Annotated in this window: 16 protein-coding genes; 7 read left to right on the forward strand and 9 right to left on the reverse strand. The window is 29.7% G+C overall.

The annotated features are described in order from the left end of the window. Positions 1–22 precede the first annotated feature (22 nt). A complete protein-coding gene (locus ABNK64_RS08760) occupies positions 23–1,651 on the reverse strand; it encodes an FAD-dependent oxidoreductase (RefSeq protein ID WP_349764144.1) in 1,629 nt (542 codons plus the stop codon). Positions 1,652–1,669: 18 nt separating this feature from the next. Next, complete coding sequence (gene ahpC, locus ABNK64_RS08765) at positions 1,670–2,230, reverse strand: alkyl hydroperoxide reductase subunit C (protein ID WP_291255294.1); 561 nt, start codon at positions 2,228–2,230, stop codon at positions 1,670–1,672. Positions 2,231–2,413: 183 nt separating this feature from the next. Here ahpC and ABNK64_RS08770 point away from each other — a divergent pair, with 183 nt between their 5' ends. The 3 genes from ABNK64_RS08770 to galU are packed head-to-tail and all read left to right on the forward strand — an operon-like array spanning position 2,414 to position 5,907. Next, positions 2,414–3,049: a lysophospholipid acyltransferase family protein gene (locus tag ABNK64_RS08770; RefSeq protein ID WP_291255293.1), complete on the forward strand. Its 636-nt coding sequence runs from the start codon at positions 2,414–2,416 to the stop codon at positions 3,047–3,049. Positions 3,050–3,077: 28 nt separating this feature from the next. Continuing rightward, positions 3,078–5,003 (forward strand): methionine--tRNA ligase, encoded by a 1,926-nt coding sequence (gene metG, locus ABNK64_RS08775; protein ID WP_291255292.1) that lies wholly within the window; start codon positions 3,078–3,080, stop codon positions 5,001–5,003. 19 nt (positions 5,004–5,022) lie between these two features. Further along, positions 5,023–5,907, forward strand: a complete 885-nt coding sequence (galU, locus tag ABNK64_RS08780) for a UTP--glucose-1-phosphate uridylyltransferase GalU (protein WP_291255291.1) — start codon at positions 5,023–5,025, stop codon at positions 5,905–5,907. 48 nt (positions 5,908–5,955) lie between these two features. Here galU and ABNK64_RS08785 read toward each other — a convergent pair whose 3' ends face one another. Then, on the reverse strand, positions 5,956–6,630 hold the full coding sequence (locus ABNK64_RS08785; RefSeq protein WP_300342337.1) for a response regulator: 675 nt from the start codon (positions 6,628–6,630) through the stop codon (positions 5,956–5,958). Beyond that, on the reverse strand, positions 6,608–8,173 hold the full coding sequence (locus ABNK64_RS08790; protein WP_300342335.1) for a sensor histidine kinase: 1,566 nt from the start codon (positions 8,171–8,173) through the stop codon (positions 6,608–6,610). Before ABNK64_RS08790 ends, ABNK64_RS08785 begins: the two co-directional genes overlap by 23 nt. 211 nt (positions 8,174–8,384) lie before the next feature. Here ABNK64_RS08790 and ABNK64_RS08795 point away from each other — a divergent pair, with 211 nt between their 5' ends. From ABNK64_RS08795 to ABNK64_RS08805, 3 genes are all read left to right on the forward strand, one after another. Further along, positions 8,385–9,428 carry an AEC family transporter gene (locus tag ABNK64_RS08795; RefSeq protein ID WP_291255288.1) on the forward strand — a complete coding sequence of 348 codons (1,044 nt, stop codon included), beginning with the start codon at positions 8,385–8,387 and terminating at the stop codon, positions 9,426–9,428. A 17-nt stretch (positions 9,429–9,445) separates the two neighbouring features. After that, complete coding sequence (locus tag ABNK64_RS08800; RefSeq protein ID WP_349764145.1) at positions 9,446–10,432, forward strand: 2-hydroxyacid dehydrogenase; 987 nt, start codon at positions 9,446–9,448, stop codon at positions 10,430–10,432. Positions 10,433–10,498: 66 nt separating this feature from the next. Continuing rightward, the gene (locus tag ABNK64_RS08805) at positions 10,499–11,071 is read left to right on the forward strand and encodes a hypothetical protein (RefSeq protein ID WP_349764146.1); all 573 of its coding nucleotides are present in this window, start codon (positions 10,499–10,501) and stop codon (positions 11,069–11,071) included. A gap of 72 nt (positions 11,072–11,143) precedes the next feature. Here ABNK64_RS08805 and ABNK64_RS08810 read toward each other — a convergent pair whose 3' ends face one another. The 5 genes from ABNK64_RS08810 to ABNK64_RS08830 form a co-directional block, all read right to left on the reverse strand. Then, positions 11,144–11,692, reverse strand: coding sequence for a DJ-1 family glyoxalase III (locus ABNK64_RS08810; RefSeq protein WP_300342311.1), 549 nt, complete (start codon positions 11,690–11,692; stop codon positions 11,144–11,146). 12 nt (positions 11,693–11,704) lie between these two features. Further along, positions 11,705–11,965: a hypothetical protein gene (locus tag ABNK64_RS08815; RefSeq protein WP_300342309.1), complete on the reverse strand. Its 261-nt coding sequence runs from the start codon at positions 11,963–11,965 to the stop codon at positions 11,705–11,707. Positions 11,966–12,063: 98 nt separating this feature from the next. Then, positions 12,064–12,666 carry a LysO family transporter gene (locus ABNK64_RS08820; protein ID WP_300342307.1) on the reverse strand — a complete coding sequence of 201 codons (603 nt, stop codon included), beginning with the start codon at positions 12,664–12,666 and terminating at the stop codon, positions 12,064–12,066. Beyond that, entirely contained in the window at positions 12,666–12,941 is a 276-nt protein-coding gene (locus ABNK64_RS08825; protein WP_291255282.1) for a LysO family transporter, read from the reverse strand. Before ABNK64_RS08825 ends, ABNK64_RS08820 begins: the two co-directional genes overlap by 1 nt. 29 nt (positions 12,942–12,970) lie before the next feature. Beyond that, positions 12,971–14,005: an aldose epimerase family protein gene (locus tag ABNK64_RS08830; protein ID WP_291255281.1), complete on the reverse strand. Its 1,035-nt coding sequence runs from the start codon at positions 14,003–14,005 to the stop codon at positions 12,971–12,973. Between the two features lie 120 nt (positions 14,006–14,125). Here ABNK64_RS08830 and ABNK64_RS08835 point away from each other — a divergent pair, with 120 nt between their 5' ends. Beyond that, positions 14,126–15,094: a type I phosphomannose isomerase catalytic subunit gene (locus ABNK64_RS08835; RefSeq protein ID WP_349764147.1), complete on the forward strand. Its 969-nt coding sequence runs from the start codon at positions 14,126–14,128 to the stop codon at positions 15,092–15,094. Positions 15,095–15,270 lie beyond the last annotated feature (176 nt).

Consider the following 15,270-nt stretch of genomic DNA (forward strand, 5'->3'; position numbering starts at 1 on the left):
ATGAGAGTTAATAATAGTATATTTACTTAGAAAGAATATTTAAAACTTCCTCTATATTTTTACTTCCAAAATAAACCTTATCTTCTATAACAAGGGCAGGAACACTCATAATGTCATATTTATTTTTAAACTCTTTAAAGTTAAAAACATCAATGACTTCAACTTGAATGTTACTGTTTTCAATTGCTATTCTTTGAGCTGATTGAACAGTGTCTGGGCATTTAGTACAATTTAGTGAGATACCGATTTTAATATCAGTAGGAGTTTTAATATTGAATATCTTATTTAAAACCTCTTCTGATAGAGTTTGACCTGGACCAGCAACATTGTACATAGCTAGAATAAATGAATTTAATTCATGTCCACCAGGAATAGTAGAGTATTTAATTCCAGAGAAAGCACCTTCAGAATCTAAGATAGCTACAGTAGGTGTGTTTTTCAAAAATATTTTCTCTTCTAAAGCAGGATTTTCTCCTAAATTATATGAAGAAAACTTAATTTTTTCTGAAACAGAAGATATCTCTTTAATTGAATTTTCTAAATCCATTGAAAATTGATCGTTATTTTTTATAATAACTAACTCTATTGATTTTTCAAATCTTTTAGCAATTTCTGAAAGTTGAGCTTTAAGATTTGAATCTAAAAATTCAGAAGTTTTTTCCTCTACAGTAGAGACTTTATCTGCCTCGCAAACCTCTTTTTCTACTCCTAATTTTTCTTTGATTTCAATTACATATTTTTCACTATTAAAAGATGCTTCAGCACCATCTGAAACAGCAGTTACTAATTGTCTTAATTTTTTAGGTCTAATATCTCCAGCAGCAAAAACTCCAGGAACATTTGTCATAAGGTTTTCATCTGTTGGAATAAATCCAAAATTATCAATAGTTATATGATCTTTGAATAATTGACTTTGAGGAGCGTATCCAACAAAAATAAAGATACCAAAACTCTCTCCATTAGCAGCTTCAAATTCAGTAACTTCCTTAGTAACATTATTTATAAACTTAGCTTTTCTCAACTGAATATCACCAGTAGCTTCTAAAATTTCAGTGTTAAATCTAACTTCTATTTTAGGGTGTGCTAATACTTTTTCAGCTATTGATTTTGCACAAGTAAACTCTGGTTCTCTAGCTATAACTATAACTTTTCTAGCAAACTTAGTTAGAAATATAGCTTCTTCAGCAGCAGCAAATCCAGCACCAATAACAAAAACATCCATATCAGTAAAGAATTCACCATCACAAGTAGCACAGAAAGCTACTCCTCTTCCCTCATACTCCTTCTCTCCAGGGAATCCAAGCTTTCTTGGAGAAGCTCCAGTAGCTATAATTACAGAGTAAGTTTGATAAGATCCATTCTTTGTATTTATTGTTTTTATGTCACCAGATAAATTCATATCTACAACTTCATCTTGAGCAAAAGAAACATCAAAGTTAATAGCTTGTTGTTTTAATGTTTCTCCATATTTACTTCCACTTGTCTCAATAATACCTGGATAGTTAACAATCTCATTAGTAACTGTTATCTGACCTCCAGGAATATTTTTTTCTATAATTAGTGTGTCGAGCTTAGCTCTACCACTATATAGACCTGCTGTTAATCCAGCAGGTCCACCTCCAATGATAATAGTATCATATATTTTACTCATAATATCACTTCCAAATGATTAAAGTTTACCTACCAAGTCGATAGATGGTTTTATAGTGTCACTACCAGGTTGCCATTTAGCTGGACAAACCTCTCCGTGCTCAGCTACAAATTTAGCAGCTTGTAATTTTCTTAATAACTCACTAGCTTCTCTACCAATTCCTAAATCATGTACCTCATAAGCTACAATCTTTCCTTCTGGATTGATAACAAAACTTCCTCTTAGTGCTAAACCTTCCTCTTCAATGAAAACTTCAAATTCCTTAGAAATTCTACCTGTAGGATCAGCAACCATAGGGAATTGAATTTTTTTAATTCTATCTGATGTGTCGTGCCAAGCTTTGTGAACAAAGTGAGTATCAGTAGAAACTGAGTATACCTCACAACCTTCAGCTTTAAATTTCTCATAATGCTCAGCTAAATCCTCTAATTCAGTAGGACATACAAAAGTAAAATCTGCAGGGTAGAAAACTACAACTGACCATTTTCCTAAAAGATTTTCATTTTTTATCTCAATAAACTCACCATTATGGTAAGCAGTTCCTCTAAATTCATTAACTTGTTTTCCAATTAAAGACATAATAATTACCTCCTATTTAATTTACGAATATTTGTATCATTTTATATTTTGATTATAAAATATATTTTACAAAAAGTCAACTAAAATAATCAAGAATATAAAAAATATTCAATCTCTCTTTTTAAAAGCTTATATTTATGCTATAATTAAAAGATAGAGACTTTAAGATTGAAGGGAGAGAAAATGGACAAAGAGATAAAAAAGTATAGAAGATATGGTTTTATACTTTATATCATACTTCAAGTTATAAGAAAAACATTAAAAATTAAAATTATAAAAAATGATAAGATAGATGAAGTCAACGAGAGTTATATATTTGCTTTTTGGCATAATAAATTAGTAGCTTCAACACTGTGTCTAGATTATATAGAAAAAAGAGCAGTTTTAGCAAGTCCATCGAAAGATGGAGAGCTAATCTCTGTACCACTTGAAAAATTAGGATTCCATATGGTAAGAGGTTCATCAGATAAGAATTCTACTTCAAGTTTAATTTCACTTATAAAGTTAATGAAAAAAGGTTATTCAATAGGGACTCCAGTAGATGGACCTAAAGGACCTATATATGAAGTTAAACAAGGAATGGTATATTTGGCACAAAAAGGTAAAAAATACATTATTCCAACAGGAACAGCATATAAAAGTAAATGGGAGTTTAAAAAAGCTTGGGATAAATTTCAATTTCCAAAACCTTTTACAACTATGGTATATCTTATGGGAGAGCCCATTGAAGTTCCAGCAGATGCAAATATAGAGGAGTATTGTTTAAAAATAAAAGAGGAATTGAATAGGTTAGATAAAGAAGCAGAAAAATATATTTAATTATAGAAGATAGGAGAGGAGTAATATAGTGAGTAAAAATTTTTATGTAACAACACCAATATACTATGTAAATGGAGATCCACACGTAGGAAGTGCTTACACTACAATTGCTGCAGATGTAATAGCGAGATATAAAAGAACAATGGGTTATGATGCTTATTTTTTAACTGGAACAGATGAGCATGGACAAAAAGTTGAGGAAACAGCAAAACTAAAAGGATATACACCTCAACAGTGGACTGATATAATGGCTCCAAGATTTAAAGAGATGTGGGCAAAGTTAGGAATAGAGTATTCAGATTTCATAAGAACTACTGAACCTAGACATAAAGAGGCAGTAAAAAAGATATTAAAAAAAGTATATGAAAAAGGAGATATTTATAAAGGAGAGTATTCAGGAAAATATTGTGTTTCTTGTGAGACATTTGTACCTGAAAATCAAATTGTAAATGGAAACCATTGTCCAGATTGTGGGAAAGAGTTAAGAATAGTAAAAGAGGAATCATATTTCTTTAAGATGTCAAAATATCAAGATGCATTATTAGAGCATATTGAAAAACATCCAGATTTTATATTACCTCGTTCAAGAAAAAATGAAGTAGTGTCATTTATAAAACAGGGATTACAAGATCTATCAATTTCTAGAAATACATTTGAGTGGGGAATTCCTATTGAGTTTGCTCCAGGACACATAACATATGTGTGGTTTGATGCTTTAACTAACTATTTGACAGCAGTAGGGTATGAGAACAACCCAGAGATGTTTGATAAATATTGGAATAATGCTGAAGTTATGCATTTATTAGGAAAGGATATAGTTAGATTCCATGCTATAATTTGGCCTTGTATGCTACTTTCAGCTGGAGAGAAATTACCAGATAAAGTAGTAGCTCATGGTTGGTGGACATCAGAGGGAGAAAAGATGTCGAAATCTAAAGGTAATGTAGTGGATCCGATTTCAGAAGTAGAAAAATATGGAGTAGATGCATTTAGATATTGTTTAATGAGAGAGGTACAATTTGGAAATGATGGAGATTATTCAACTAAATCAGTGGTTACAAGAATAAACTCTGATCTTGCAAATGATTTAGGAAATCTTTTAAATAGAACTCTAGGAATGTATAAAAAATACTTTGGTGGAGTAATTGTTTCTGGAAGTACAAGAGATATATATGATGATGAAATAGAAAATCTATGGAAGGAAGTTGTAAAAGAGGTAGATGAGCAGATGAATATTGCACAGTACTCAAAAGCTTTAGAGAGTATCTGGAAATTTATCTCAAGATTGAATAAATACATTGATGAGACAGCTCCTTGGGTTTTAGCAAAAGATGAGGCTAAGAGAGATAGACTTGCAGTTGTTATGAATCATTTGATAGATGGACTATACAAATCAGCTGTAATGGTATATCCATATATGCCTACATCAGCACAAAAAATATGGAATCAATTGGGAGAAGAGAGAGATATTCATACAGCAAAAGTTGAAGAGATAATGGGATGGAATCTATTGAAAGAGGGACATAAATTGGGAGAGGCAGAACCAATATTCCCAAGATTAGATCTAGAGGAGATAGAGGCACCTAAAAAAGATCCTATGCAAGTAAATGAAGATCTAGAGGTAGAAAATCCAATAGATATAACAGATTTTGATAAGGTGAATATTCAGGTTGTAGAGATTTTAGAAGCTGGAAAGGTAAAGGGAGCAGATAAACTTTTAAAATTTAAAGTAAGTGTAGGAGATCATGTAAGACAGATTTTATCAGGAATAGCTAAATATTATCCAGAACCTGAAAAATTAGTAGGAAAGAAAGTTTTAGCAGTTACAAACTTAAAACCTAGAAAGATGAGAGGAGAGATCTCTCAAGGAATGTTATTAAGTACAGAGGATAAAAATGGATTAAGATTAATCGAGATAAACTCTGATGTAGTTAATGGATCAAAAGCAAAATAGGGATAAAGGAGCAGATAGTATGAGAAAGGTAACTAAGGCAGTAATACCAGCAGCTGGATTGGGAACAAGAGTTTTGCCAGCAACAAAAGCACAACCAAAAGAGATGCTTGTTATTGTTGATAAACCATCTCTTCAATATATAGTAGAAGAATTAGTTGAGTCAGGAATAAAAGATATTATAATAGTGACAGGAAGAAATAAAAATTCTATTGAAGATCATTTCGATTTTTCATATGAATTGGAGAATACTCTTGAAAAAGATGGAAAAGATGCACTTTTGGAAAAAGTTGAGAAAATTTCATCAATGGCAAATATCTGTTATGTTAGACAAAACCACCCAAAAGGATTGGGACATGCTATTTTAAAAGCTAAACCTTTTGTAGGAGATGAACCTTTTGTAATAGCTCTTGGAGATGATATTGTGTACAATCCAAATACTCCAGTAGCAAAACAATTGATGGATACATATGAAAAGTATGGAGCTAGTATAGTAGGGTGTCAAGAGGTAAAGTCAGAAGATGTATCAAAGTATGGAATAGTAAAACCAACTAAAAATCTAGATGAAAAAACTGTTGAAATGGATGACTTTATAGAGAAACCTAGTATTGAAGAAGCTCCTTCAAAATTAGCTTGTTTGGGAAGATATTTGTTAACACCAAAAATATTTGAGTATCTGGAGAAGGAGAAGCCAGGAAAAGGTGGAGAGATACAGTTAACAGATGCAATTTTAGATATGCTAAAAGATGGAGAAAGAGTAATAGCTTATGAGTTTGAAGGAAAAAGATACGATATTGGAAATAAATTTGGACTTTTAAAAGCAAATATAGAGTTTGGATTAAGAAATGAAGAGACAAGAGAAGAGTTACTTGCATATTTAAAAAATGATCTAGAGCTAGATAGATAATATAAAACACCTTGGTAGTTACATAAGATAGCTATCAAGGTGTTTTTGCTATTTTATTTTCTTGTATAGGTAGAGAGGTCTACCAATATTACCGTAATTGACAAAGCTACTTATATATTTTGTATCCACAAGATAATCTAAGTATTTTTTTATGGTAACATTACTAATCTCAGTTACTTCACAAATATCTTTTATCCCAAACTCCTCATAGGAAAATTTATCAATTATCTCTGTAACAGTTTCCAATGTCTTATGATTTAATCCTTTAGGAAGTACAGATCTAGGAGTTGATTTGATGTTTATCACTTGGATATTATCAATAGCCTCTTGTCTAATTTTGGCTCTATTGAGTATTTCATCACGAGCAAATATCTTATCAACACTAATTTTCAAACGATCAAAGTCGAAAGGTTTTATTAGATAATCTATACATCCCAATGAAAAAGCTTTTTTAATTTCACTACTTCCATTGGCAGAGGTAATCATTATGACGTCAGTTGAATATCCAAGAGTTCTGATTTTTTTCAAAATTTCTATGCCATTTTCATCACCTAAAAAAACATCTAAAATGATGAGATCAACAGTATTTTCGTTTAAAAATTTTAAAGTTTCATATTCAGTATAAGTTCTACCGATAATATTTAAATTTGGAAAAGTAGAGAGATACTCTTCATTGATCATAGCAACCATAGCATCATCTTCAACAATTAGGACATTCTTCATATTTCACCTCAATTATAAAACTTTTATATAATTTATTTTGCTCTATCTTTATATTACCATTATAAAGCTTTGTTTTTTCTTGAATAAGATAGAGACCCACACCTCTATTGTTTCCTTTGGTGGAGAAACCATAATCAAATATTTTATCAAGAGTATTCTCAGAGATCGGCTTTCCACTATCCTTTACTTCAATAGAGAAAGAGTTTTTATTTTGGAAAATTTTAACCTCTATAAATTTTTTTGCAACATTGTAATCGATAAAGGATTCAATAGAGTTCTCAATAAGATTACCAATGATAGTACTCAGGTCCTCGACAAAAAAGTTTTTAGCTTCAAAATCAAAATGTGATTCAGGATCAAAAATAAACTCTATCTTTCTCTCTTTACAGATAGCTTCTTTACCCAAGAGAATTGCTTTTAAAAATGGGTTTTTAATCTGATTATATTTTTTAAAATCATATTCATTTAACTCTTGAGCTTCTAAAATATATTTTTTAGCTAAATCTAGTTTGTTAATATTTATTAAACCTAAAATTACATGTAATCTATTTTTAAATTCATGTATATTAGCTCTGATACCTTCAACCAATTGATCAATACCTGAGATCTCTTTGATATAGGAATCCACATCATCACGAGTTTTTAAGAGTAAAATATTTCCAAAATACTTTTCATTATAACATATTGGAAGGATTTTTATATGATATATGTTATTATCAATTGCAATTTCCGTTCTAATAATGTTGTTTCCACCTAAAAATTTAATGGTGTGTTCCAATACTTTTTCAGGAGTGAGAGAGGAGAATTTTTTAAGAAATACCTCATTGACACTCACTATTTCATTGTTATCATCAAGAGCAATCAAACCGGACTCAAGATTATTTATAATCAATTTTTCTTTAATATGTAGTTGACTGATCTCATCTGGTTCCAATCCAAAAAGTGATTTGTTGACACCACCAGCAAAAAATATTGAGAGTATAAAAGCCACAGAGAGTGCTAATAGAAATAGTGAGATAAAAATAGTGACAGTTGAGCTGTTCATTGTCTTTATTATGGAGTCATATTTTCCAACCATAACAAAACCGATAACATTTTTTTTATCAGCTGAAAGTATTGGCTCAAACCATCTTGTAGTAACTCCCATGGATCCCTTCATAGTGGAGTAATATCCATTTTTATCGAGAAGGGTTTCCCACCTTACTGGATTGATAAAATTCTTACCTATCTGATTTTTATCTAGGTGAGAGTATTTTTTGCCAGAGATATCAGCTACAACAATTATATCTATATCTCGAAATATAGATATATATTTATCCATTTTTTTATCAATATCTGAAGTTAGCTCTTTATTTTCAATAAAAGTAACAATATTATTATCAGTGGCAATAAGCTTAGCCATTTCATAGAGATTGTTTTTAATATTTTTGTTATTAGTATTGAGTTTTGTATTGATAAAAATACCGTAGGATATAATAAGTGTAAAAAAGTTAATAAGTGTTACATATAGAATTAGTTTAGTTTTAAAGTTTAATTTATTCATAATAGTAATATTAACACGTTTTCAAAATAAATACTATACCAAAAAATGATAAATTAATGATCTTTAAACGAAAAAAAAGTTATCTATACGAACGAACAAAAAAATATTTTTACTTAAAAAACTTAAAAAAAGATTTATAAAATTAAAAAAATTGAACTTGTAATTTAAATAGTGTATTCTATTATTAAGAACAAAATAATTGGAGGAAATTATGAATTTTAGTGAGATTTTAAGCGGAATTTTAAAAAACAACAGTATCGTAGGAGCGATATCATCATCAGTTTTAATTATTTTATTTGGATTTTATCTTAGAAGAAAAGAGATTTTTAAAGATAGCACTGCTAAGATATTAACAGATGTTATATTATCAGCTTCATTACCAGCATTAGCTTTTAATGCATTTATGCAGGATATCAATAAAGAGAGCTTAATGCAGGGAATAAACCTATTAATTTGGGGATTTGCAATCTATATAATCTTAATATTTGCTACTAAACTATTATATATAAAATATGACGGAGATAAAAAAGTAGTTTTAGAAGTATTGACAACATTTGGATCGACAACTTTTTTTGGTATTCCTATCATAGCTGCTGTTTATGGAAAAACAGGAGTAATGTATGCATCAATATTTAATATAGCTTATAGAGTTTTCCTATACTCATATGCTTACATAAAGATGTCAGGAATAAAAGCTAACAAAAGTAATATTAAGCAGATGTTTTTAAACTCAATTGTGTTAGCAACATTTATAGGGATGTTCATATGGATATTCCAAGATTCTTTACCACAAGTTATGATTGGTGAAAAAACATATGCTTTCTTAAGAATAGATAAAACAGCATTTTGGTTATTTAAACCAATGACTTATTTAGCAGCTTTAGCTTCTCCATTAGCTTGGCTTGCAATAGGAGCTAAGTTAGCAGATATCTCACTAGCTCAAGCAATTTCATCAAAAGATTCATGGATATACAGTTTCTTCAAAGTTTTAATAGTTCCATTTATTAACTTAGCTGCACTATATATCCTAACAGTTACAAAAATTTTACCAATTTCATTTGTTGGATTAGCTTCTGTAATTATAATGATGGCAACTCCAACTGCTACAGTAGCAGCAGCATATGCAATAAAATTTGATAAAGAATCAGTATTGACATCTAACTGTTCACTACTTTCAACAATATTTAGTGTAATCTGTATGCCACTTTGGATAGTAGTATTAGAAATAATCAAATCTTTAAATATATTTATGTAAGTATGTAAGGAGGAAAAATGAAATTAATCTGTTACGGTGTTAGAAAAGTAGAGAAGAGTTATTTTGAAAAATTAAATAAATTTGGATATGAGTTAACTTTAGTTGAAGAGTTAATGAATGATACAAACGTTGAGTTAATTGAAGGACACGAAGCTGTAATGTTAAGAGCGAACTGTCCAGCAAATAGAAAAAATTTAGAGAAAATGAAAAATTTTGGTGTGAAATACCTATTAACTAGAACAGTTGGTTATAATCATATAGATTTAGATGCAGCTTATGAGATGGGATTTAAAATGGCTAGAGTACCAAGATACTCTCCAAATGCTATAGCTGAATTAGCAATAACTTTTGCTATGAATTTAGTAAGAAAAGGAAGCTATATGATAGATAGAACAAGAGATAAGAACTTTGTTGTAGATGAGTATATGTTTAGTCCAGAGATTAGAAATTTAACAGTTGGAGTAATAGGAACAGGAAAAATAGGTTATACAGCAGCTAAATTATTCCATGGTCTAGGAGCAAAGGTAATAGCTTATGATCTATACCCTAATGAAGAGGCAAAATCAATATTAGAATATGTAAGTTTAGATGAGTTAAATAGAACTGCAGATATAATAACATTACACTGTCCATACATAAAGGGAGAGAATGATAACTTAATTGGAGGAGAGTTCATCTCTAATTTAAAAGATGGTGCTATTATAATCAATACAGCTAGAGGAGAGCTTCAAAATGTTGAAGATATAATAAAAGGATTGGAAAATGGAAAAATAGGTGGATTTGCTACTGATGTATTTTCAAATGAAAAAGAGTTTTTCTTTAAAGATATGACAGGAAAAGCGATAGATGAAAAGGTAGAAAAACTACTATCTCTATATCCAAAAGTTTTAGTAACTCCACATATAGGTTCATACACAGATGAAGCATTAACTAATATGATTGAAATATCATATGAAAATTTACAAGAGTATTTAGAAACTGGAGATTGTACAAATAAATTATAAAATATGAATAAAACCTTTCTTAATGTAGTATAATATTAAGAGAGGTTTTTTTAATAGGAGGTAGAGATGAAAGTTTTGTTTATAGGAAATAGCCACACTTTTTTTAATGATTTACCATATCTATTTAAACAGATTTGCAGTGAGAATAATATTGGTGTAGATGTAACAATGTTAGCCAGAGGTTATAAAGGACTGGATTATCACTCTAAAGAACCAGAAACAAGATTTAATATTTTATATGGAAACTATGATATTGTTGTTTTACAACATCTACAGAGTGGATTTGATAAAGATGTTTTGTATACCTCAGTAAAAAAGATAAAAGAGTTCATAAATATGTCAGGAGCTAAACCATTTTTATATATGACTTGGACGTTAAAAAATGAGAGAGATAAGCAGATAGAGTTAAGTGAAGGATATAGAGAGGTAGGAAAAAAACTTGGAATAGATGTAGCTAATGTAGGTGAAGTTTGGTGGAGATATTTTGATAAATATCCAGAAGAGGAGTTATATTATCAAGATGATAAGCATGCTTCTAAATTGGGATCAACTTTAGCTGCCTATGTAATTTATAATACTATATTTAATAAAAAGGCAAGTGGGGGAGAGTTGAGTAAAAAAGTAAATGAATTGATCTGATAAGTAAAAAAGGATTAACTTCTGATTTTTAGAAGTTAATCCTTAACTTATAATTTAATAATGTCTATAAAACTATAACTCCATACCCTTTTTAATCTTTGATATAGTCTCCTCATCAAAGATTTTATTTGCAAGAGCAAGTGCAAAATCAAGAGCTAAACCAGCACCCATACCAGTGATTAAGTTAGAATCAATCTGAGTATTTTCTTTAGTACAGATATAACCCTCCATCTCTTCAACAACAGAAGAGTGACAAGTAACTCTCTTTCCTTTGAAAATTCCGTTCTTAGCAAGAACAGTTGGTCCACCACAGATAGCTCCAATAAATTTGTTATTTTCTTGATAGAATTTTACAATCTTTCCAACTTCTGCAGAATTACCTAAATTAACATATCCAGGGTAACCTCCAGGTAGGATAAGCATATCTCCATCAAGTATCTCATTTTCAAATATAGTAGTATCACTTATAACAGTTACCTTTTGAGCTGAGACTACTTCTTTAGAATTAGAAATAGAGACAGTAACAACGTCTGCTCCTCCTCTTCTCAAAACGTCAACAGGTGTCATAGCCTCAATAAGTTCAAATCCATCCGCCAAAAGAACATAAACTTTTTTAGACATAATATAAGCCTCCTAATTATTTTCAACAGTAAGTTTACCTTGATTAATTAAAGCAAGAACATATTGGTGAGCATCAACAACAGCATTACAGTAAGCTGATTTTGTCTCTCCTTCAAAGAAAGCGTTAAGTAAAACTTGTTGCTGTTCTTCAATGTTTACTTTTAGTTCCTCAACAGTAATAAGACCTTTTTTATACTCATCAACAAGGGCCTCAAATACAGTATCAAATGTAGAATCATAAAGATTTTCTTCCCATGTTTCAAAAATTGACATATTTATTCACCTCATAAAATTTAATTTCTAGTATGCAAATATCTTATCATTTTTTAGTAAAATTGTCAACTTTTATCAAAGGTCATATTTTTAAAAAATTAAGTTAAAGAAAATAGAGAAATCATAGCAGGGACAAGTATTGGGACAACGATTGTTATAACCAATCCCGAGTAAAAAGCTATGATTGAAACATCTGGTGGATTACTTTTATTGATTACAGGTAAGACAGAGTCCATTGCAGTGGCTCCAGCTGTTGCTACAGATTCATATGATCCTATTTTTTTTGCAATAATAGGTATCAATAAAATAGAACATAGTTCTCTAAAAACGTTTGAAAGAAAGGCAACTCCTCCCAAATGTGCATCAATTTTGGAAAGTTCAATAGCTGAAAATGAATACCAACCCATACCAGAGGAGATAGCAACACTCTCTCCAAGAGATAGTTCTATAAAATATGAAGCAATAGCACCACCAATAAGAGAACCTATTATGGTAATAAAAGGTAAAAATAGTATTTTTTTACTTATATTTTGTAGATGTTTAAAAACTTCATCATTATTTCCAATATCAATTCCTACAAAGAATAGTAAAAGACATAAACCGAAACTAATTAAAAAATCAACATTTTCTAAAATATAAGTATTTTTAAAAAATAGTCCACCAATAACACCAATTATAACAGAAAGAATAATACCTAACATTATCCTCTACCTCCTCTATATATAATAAAGACAATCAAGATACTGAATATAATAGCAAAAGCAGTGATAATAATAGCTTGAATTCCTAACTGAGATAAATTATTTATAATATCATCATTGGCACCGATCTTGTATCCCATAAATCCAAGTAAAAAGAATAGAGATCCCGTTTGAAAATGTGAAACCTTACTTTTTAAATTTTCAGGGATTATCTTTTTTTTAGCAATGAAAAAACCGATTAAAATAATGATAACATACAAAATAATAGTTTGCATACTCTTTCCCCTCCTATGCTTTTATTAAATTATTTAGAAAAAATAAATTTAGTTTTTTGTATATATGGTTTTTCAGGTGTAGTTATAATAGCCTTATCAGGTAAAAAATTAAGAGCATCAGCATAGTTTTGTGTTTCAAAACAGATTCCCATATGTTTTTTACAGATAGTGTCACTATTTAAATTTCCAACCTCATACAGATAGTTTCCTGAATAGATTACAACAGCAGGTTGGTCAGTCACTACTTCCAAACTTCTTCCAGAGATTTTATCTTCTAAAAAGATAGCTTTAGTTTTTTCGTGGTCAAGTATAAATGGATGATCTAAACCTGAATTTACAATTTTTATCTGTTCGTCATTAGAGTTTAGTGCTGAAGATAAAAGAACAGGCTCTCTAAAGTCAAAGGCAGTGTGTTCTACATTTTTTATTTCAACAGGTAGAGTCTCTTCATTAACAGCTATAAATTGGTTACAGTCTAGTTGAAGATACTCATCACTAATATCTCTTTTAAAATCTCCACTTAGATTGAAGTAAGTGTGATTAGTAAGATTTAAGTATGTTGGTCTATCAGAAGTACCATGATACTCAATTATCAGTTGGTTATCCTTAAGAATATAGTTAACTTCAATTTTTACATTACCAGGAAATCCTTCTTCTAGATGAGGACTTTCTAAAGATAGTTTAAGTCCTAAAAAATTTTCTAAAATCTCTACATTCCATATTTTATGACCAAAATTATCTATTCCACCATGAAGATTATTGTTACCAGAGTTTTTATTCAAATTAAAAATCTCTCCATTTAATTTAAGAGTAGCGTTTCCAATTCTACCAGCATTTCTACCGATTAAAGAACCGAAATAAGGAGATCTTTTTTCATAATCTTCTATCGAAGGAAGGTTTAGAACAACATTTTCCATGATACCATTTTTATCAGGAACAGTTATTTTTCTAATAACTCCCCCATAATTTAAAATTTCCACTTCCATAAATTCATTTTTTAGGGTATACATAAAAACCTCTTCATTATTTCTAGTAGTTCCCCAATTTCTAACTTTTATTTCCATAATCTCACCTCATTTACTATTTTAGCATATAAAGCTAAAAAAAGTAATAAGTTAAAATAATTAGTAGAAAAAAATGGAGATAAGTTGTAAAATCTAAAGAAAGAAGTAGAGGAGGAAGTTATGTATCCATTAAAATTTAAGAAGACATTAGTAAAAAAAGTTTGGGGTGGAAGAAAATTCAATACCATTTTAAATATGACTTTACCAGATGATAATCTTTATGGAGAATCTTGGGAAGTAAGCTCACATAAGGGTGGTTTATCTTATATAGAGAATGGTGAGTATGCTGGAAAAACTTTGATAGAAGTTATTGAGAGTAAAAAAGCTGAGATCCTAGGAAGAGAGATTTGTGAAAAATTTAAAGGGGAGTTTCCTCTATTGATAAAATATTTAGATATAAATGATAGATTATCAGTACAAGTTCATCCAAGTGATGAGTACGCTTTAAGAGTAGAGGGTGAGTTTGGAAAGAGTGAATGTTGGTATGTAATGGAAGCTAGTGAAGATGCTACACTTATTTTAGGGATAAAAGATGGAGTTACTAAGCAACAATTTAAAGAAAAAGTGGATAAAAAAGATTTTGATAACTTATTTAATACAGTAAAAGTGAAAAAGGGAGATTTTATAAATTTATTACCAGGAGTAGTACATGCAACACTAGAGGGATCAATTTTAATTTGTGAAGTTCAACAAAATTCTGATACAACATATAGAATTTATGATTTTGATAGATTAGTTGATGGAAAACTTAGAGAGTTACACATAGATAAAGCTTTAGATGTTATAGATTTTGATAAAAAAGTAGAGATAACAAGTTCAGAAAATAGGCAAAAAATAAGATTGGTTGGAGCTGAAAAAGAAGAGCTAGTTAGAGGAAAATATTTTAATGTAGATAAATACATTGTAGATGGAACTTTTGAAGATGAAACTAATGAGAATTTTAAGATACTTTCTATTTTAGATGGTAGTGGAGAGATTCTATGTAATGATATATCATACTCAATAAATAAAGGGGATACATATTTAATACCAGCTGGATTAAAAACTCAAATTGTTGGAAAAGTTGAAATTTTAAAATCATATTTATAGAGAGAAAATCACCATTCAATGTTGTTATTGAGTGGTGATAAATTATTTTTTGACAAAATTAATAAAAAAAGTATTGACGTATTATTAAATGTGTGATAGTATATATCTTGTCCGCGAGAAAGCGAGACAAAATAATGTTAAGGACATTAGCAACAGAATAGAGAAAGACAATAAAT

This window comes from Fusobacterium sp. SYSU M8D902 (genome assembly GCF_040199715.1).
In the GTDB taxonomy this organism is placed as follows: Bacteria; Fusobacteriota; Fusobacteriia; order Fusobacteriales; family Fusobacteriaceae; genus Fusobacterium_A.

Coding starts and splice junctions, on each gene's coding strand:
- ABNK64_RS08760 (WP_349764144.1), bottom strand. CDS start 1,651: ATGAGTAAAATATATGATACTATTATCATTGGAGGTGGACCTGCTGGA.
- ahpC (WP_291255294.1), bottom strand. CDS start 2,230: ATGTCTTTAATTGGAAAACAAGTTAATGAATTTAGAGGAACTGCTTAC.
- ABNK64_RS08770 (WP_291255293.1), top strand. CDS start 2,414: ATGGACAAAGAGATAAAAAAGTATAGAAGATATGGTTTTATACTTTAT.
- galU (WP_291255291.1), top strand. CDS start 5,023: ATGAGAAAGGTAACTAAGGCAGTAATACCAGCAGCTGGATTGGGAACA.
- ABNK64_RS08785 (WP_300342337.1), bottom strand. CDS start 6,630: ATGAAGAATGTCCTAATTGTTGAAGATGATGCTATGGTTGCTATGATC.
- ABNK64_RS08790 (WP_300342335.1), bottom strand. CDS start 8,173: ATGAATAAATTAAACTTTAAAACTAAACTAATTCTATATGTAACACTT.
- ABNK64_RS08795 (WP_291255288.1), top strand. CDS start 8,385: ATGAATTTTAGTGAGATTTTAAGCGGAATTTTAAAAAACAACAGTATC.
- ABNK64_RS08800 (WP_349764145.1), top strand. CDS start 9,446: ATGAAATTAATCTGTTACGGTGTTAGAAAAGTAGAGAAGAGTTATTTT.
- ABNK64_RS08805 (WP_349764146.1), top strand. CDS start 10,499: ATGAAAGTTTTGTTTATAGGAAATAGCCACACTTTTTTTAATGATTTA.
- ABNK64_RS08810 (WP_300342311.1), bottom strand. CDS start 11,692: ATGTCTAAAAAAGTTTATGTTCTTTTGGCGGATGGATTTGAACTTATT.
- ABNK64_RS08815 (WP_300342309.1), bottom strand. CDS start 11,965: ATGTCAATTTTTGAAACATGGGAAGAAAATCTTTATGATTCTACATTT.
- ABNK64_RS08820 (WP_300342307.1), bottom strand. CDS start 12,666: ATGTTAGGTATTATTCTTTCTGTTATAATTGGTGTTATTGGTGGACTA.
- ABNK64_RS08825 (WP_291255282.1), bottom strand. CDS start 12,941: ATGCAAACTATTATTTTGTATGTTATCATTATTTTAATCGGTTTTTTC.
- ABNK64_RS08830 (WP_291255281.1), bottom strand. CDS start 14,005: ATGGAAATAAAAGTTAGAAATTGGGGAACTACTAGAAATAATGAAGAG.
- ABNK64_RS08835 (WP_349764147.1), top strand. CDS start 14,126: ATGTATCCATTAAAATTTAAGAAGACATTAGTAAAAAAAGTTTGGGGT.